At 36.4% G+C, this 3,981-nt stretch carries 3 protein-coding genes and 2 pseudogenes; all 5 read right to left on the bottom strand.

The window, feature by feature from the left end; all coding sequences use genetic code 11:
• Positions 1-106, bottom strand: a pseudogene (locus OGX66_RS00355) (phage baseplate assembly protein V); the annotation flags it as partial.
• A gap of 587 nt (positions 107-693) precedes the next feature.
• Complete coding sequence (locus OGX66_RS00350) at positions 694-1,197, bottom strand: hypothetical protein (RefSeq protein WP_160179646.1); 504 nt, start codon at positions 1,195-1,197, stop codon at positions 694-696.
• Complete coding sequence (locus OGX66_RS00345; RefSeq protein ID WP_088902959.1) at positions 1,197-1,898, bottom strand: hypothetical protein; 702 nt, start codon at positions 1,896-1,898, stop codon at positions 1,197-1,199. Before OGX66_RS00345 ends, OGX66_RS00350 begins: the two co-directional genes overlap by 1 nt.
• Positions 1,882-3,447: a CHAP domain-containing protein gene (locus OGX66_RS00340; protein WP_163199261.1), complete on the bottom strand. Its 1,566-nt coding sequence runs from the start codon at positions 3,445-3,447 to the stop codon at positions 1,882-1,884. Before OGX66_RS00340 ends, OGX66_RS00345 begins: the two co-directional genes overlap by 17 nt.
• 9 nt (positions 3,448-3,456) lie before the next feature.
• A pseudogene (locus tag OGX66_RS00335) lies at positions 3,457-3,981 on the bottom strand (hypothetical protein); the annotation flags it as partial.

Raw genomic sequence — 3,981 nt, 5'->3', positions numbered from 1 at the left:
TAATGGGCTGGTCCGGGTCGCCGTTCAGGAAATCCACTATCACTTCCTGACCCACGCGCGGAATGGCGAGGTTGCCAAATCCGGCACCGGCCCACGCCTGTGACACTTACTCATTTTTCTATCTCTTGAATTTTATTCATAATCGATTCTAATCCGTAAGTCTTTACTTTTTGGGAGTTGACTAGTTTTGGGCAAAAATATGTACCCACATTAATATTGTTATCTATATAATCCATTGGCCACTTTCTGTGAGCTTTCATATACCCTCCATTTTGGTGGGCTTTTGAAATGGCTGATTCCTCTCCCACTTGTGCTATTAGCAATTCTTTTGCACCACCTTCAGTAATTTTATTGTTAATAAAACGTTTTGCATCGCTTAGGCCAAGATGATGGGTTAAGTATATAAGCTTAGCTTTTTCAGCATCATTAAGTTCGTCAATCTTATATCCTGCCTTTTTCAGCGATGCTAAATTTTCAACCCCATAATCGACTGCCGCTATAATGGCGTATTCAGGTTTAAAAACGCAGATTTAACCATTGCTGTACATCTGCCGTTGCGTGACGAGGATACGGCGTTATTCCCGTGATATATCTTAATTCCTCAAGGTTTTTCCACTTACCGGTAGAAATCGAAACATGTGCGATATCCATTGAATCCGTCACCTCAATTTAATAACAGCGATAATCTTACCTTTATTTAACAATACGCTCAACATGTCCATTCATATATTTGAACTTAGATTCATCTTCAAACACAATGATTGCATTTGCTTTTCCCCATGAAACCCAGTCGATAACCGAATTGCCTGAATCCGGAGTGAATCCATTGGATATAACAGGTTTGTCGCCTGAAAAATCGAGAACTACACTGATACTGCAAAAACCCTGATAATCTATTCTATCAAGGCAACGCTCGTTTAAAGTATATGTAATAACTGTCTTAGTGGTAAAGTATTTGTTATTCTTAAAAAAACCCATATCATCATCCATGAATGACATGTAATCGGTTTTTGCCTTGTATATATTCACTCCATTAAGGGTAAGGTAAGAGTAATCATCACCAGAGGTGGATCTCGTTATCTGATCGAGAATACCAAACTTAGTATAATAACAAAATAACGAATTAGAATTGCAATCAGCCATGCTTGTAGATGAGAATATTAGTAAGGACAAGATGGGAGCAAAATACTTGGTCATTATATTTCCTTATTGATCTTTTTAATTATATCTATTAGATCGATATCTTCAGGGTTGTTTATGGTTGTTTTCTCATGGCAAAAATAATTACTTAATTTAATGTTTCCATCTATATAATTCATCAGCCACTTTCTGTGTGCTTTCATATACCCTCCATTTTTGTGGGCTTTGGAAATGGCTGATTCCGCTCCCACCTGTGCTGTTAGTAACTCTTTTGCACTACCTTCAGTAATTTTATTGTTAATAAAACGTTTTGCGTCACTTAGACCAAGATGATGAGTTAAGTATATGATTTTAGCTTTTTCAGCATCATTAAGTCCGTCAATCTTATATCCCGCTTTTTTCAGCGATGCTAAATTTTCGACGCCGTAATCGACTGCTGCCATAATGGCATATTCAGGTTTAAAACGAAGATTTAACCATTGCTGTACATCTGCCGTTGCGTGACTAGGATATGGTGTTATTCCCGTGATATATCTGCCTTTTTTTAATTCCTCAAGGTTTTTCCACTTATCTGTAGAAACCTGAAGTTTTTTTTCATACACCACCTCACCTTTTTTGTCTTTTACTGTCTCTCCTTTTTTATTGAGTAAGGGCATGTCTGCAACCAACCCTTGTTTAATCGCTTTTTTATACCATTGACAAGTTTTGAATATATTTATTGACTTACGATCTTTATGCTGCTTATTTTCGTAACGCATAGAAAAAGTATCGGCCGCTTAATACATCATCTATCAGTTTTTGTTTAAATAGACTATTGGCATTTTTCTTAAACCTTTCTCGCCAATCTGGGAGCCACCAATAATAAATTGATGTACTGTAAAGATTAATGTCGGGTAAAATGGCAAACCGAGCTACTTCTTTGTCAATAAGACCTTTTTCAAATTGTTCATTCACTGCATCCATGAAACACATATACTCTTTAATGGGTAGGTTTTGCATTAATATAATAGTGTAAACTTTCTGGCTTTGATCATAGTCTTTACTTAATATTATTCTAATAGCGCTAGAAAGATAGTCTTTTGGGGTTTCACTAATCATATATAATTGATCGTTGAAAAAAATATCGTATACATTCTCCATTTCTTTCCATCTACCAATCTTTGATTCACTTCCCTCTGTAATTATTTTAGAAAAAATGTTTTCTTTAGGTGCTGTATTTCTATAGGCTTGGCAAGATGTTTTGTTGGCACTTAAAAAATTAAAGTATGCTAATGAAGTAAAGATAATCATTATGAGTATAATTATTAATGTTATTCTATTTTTTTCATCTTGTAACCTATATCTTCTGAAAGAATTGAAATCATTTTCAGAATGAAATTTTGTAGTTATAGCAGTGCCATTTTTATTTCTAAATCCTGCATCATTGACTATAATTACTTCACTGTTTGCTGATATCGTAACTCCTGATGAAATAATTATTCCTGCATGTCCTGTCGCACCTTTCTCTTTTTTTATATAGGCGCCTACATCTCCTGGTTGGGGTGTAGTGGAGTATTTCCATTGTTCTGCTAACTTTGTTGGATCAGCCCATTCTTCTGCCAGGGGAGGTCTAAGTTCCTGATAAAGCCATTGTGGTGTATAATGTGCATAACCAGTTTCAATCCACGGTACAGTCAGTCCAGCCTCAAGCAATACATCATTTACAAAGGCACTACATTTATTCGTATTCGACCCAAAATGATATGTTTTTTTCAGTATGGGATGGTAAGAATCTTTTTCCTTTGTTCCGGCCCATTTTGTGGATCCCCGATATTTCAAGGCGGTTAATATTATCTTTCTTGGAATATCTCTTATTACTATCTTTGTACTTTTTATTACAGTACTTTTCTCACCGAAAGATATTTTTGATGATATTCTCTCTTCATATTCAACATCGAAAAAATCGCCAGGAAAATTATCACCTGACTCATTAACATTGATTGGTACCTTGGTCCAGGGCGATACGACTACCATTGTCACTTTTTTTCCATCTGGTAGGATCGTACTCCCTATTTCTTTTTCGGATTCTTTATCTAGAATAAATATTTTAATTTCATACTCACTTGCAGTCGGAATTGTTTTTTGCAAGCTGGATGATGAAATAGTAATTATATCGCCTTTTGTTGTAAAATGATATATTAACGAATTATTGTGCTCAGATACATTGTTATTATCTATCTCAATATCATTTACGGTAATTTTGTATTGCAAACCTGATGGGCTTCCCATCAATGAATCTTTAAAAACAACTAACAGTTCTGACGACATATGTTCACCTTATAAGTCATCTACAGAAACATAAACCTGCCACTCATCACTTTCTTTACCAATGAGTAAGTAACATGCGTCTGAAAATAATGCCTCTGGATATAATTCACTTTCCCCAGTGCTCTGGGATGTAATGGACCTAATTAATGTATCATCATTCTCATTCCTGATTTTAAAGTCCAGCCCGACCACCTGTGATTCCGATATACTCAATTTATTTGTGATAATTTGAATTTTTCTATTTTCTTCATCAGATTCTGGTTCATTCTGTTCTTTTGAACTGTCATTGTTCTCGGGGTTATTGCTGTCTTCACTATTATTCTGCTCAGGCATTACATCTCCCTCACTCGCCAGTGCTTTCAGCACCGCTGGTTGCAGAGTCCCCACTGGCGTACCCGGACTCCCGCCGCTGTTGAGATTGATTTTCGGCCCCATAATGTCCACGCCACCCGGATGGATGACCACAAATGAACCGCCCACCTTCAGGCTTATCCGGCTGCTGCTTTCCAGCACAATATCGCTCTGAACCTTTAT

This window comes from Citrobacter sp. Cf072, assembly GCF_030334485.1.
Taxonomy (GTDB): domain Bacteria; phylum Pseudomonadota; class Gammaproteobacteria; order Enterobacterales; family Enterobacteriaceae; genus Citrobacter; species Citrobacter freundii.
This window is presented reverse-complemented; position numbering and strand designations above follow the sequence as displayed.

Excerpts from the sequence above, each read along its gene's own strand:
- OGX66_RS00350 (WP_160179646.1), bottom strand. The coding sequence starts at position 1,197 with ATGACCAAGTATTTTGCTCCCATCTTGTCCTTACTAATATTCTCATCT.
- OGX66_RS00345 (WP_088902959.1), bottom strand. The coding sequence starts at position 1,898 with ATGCGTTACGAAAATAAGCAGCATAAAGATCGTAAGTCAATAAATATA.
- OGX66_RS00340 (WP_163199261.1), bottom strand. The coding sequence starts at position 3,447 with ATGTCGTCAGAACTGTTAGTTGTTTTTAAAGATTCATTGATGGGAAGC.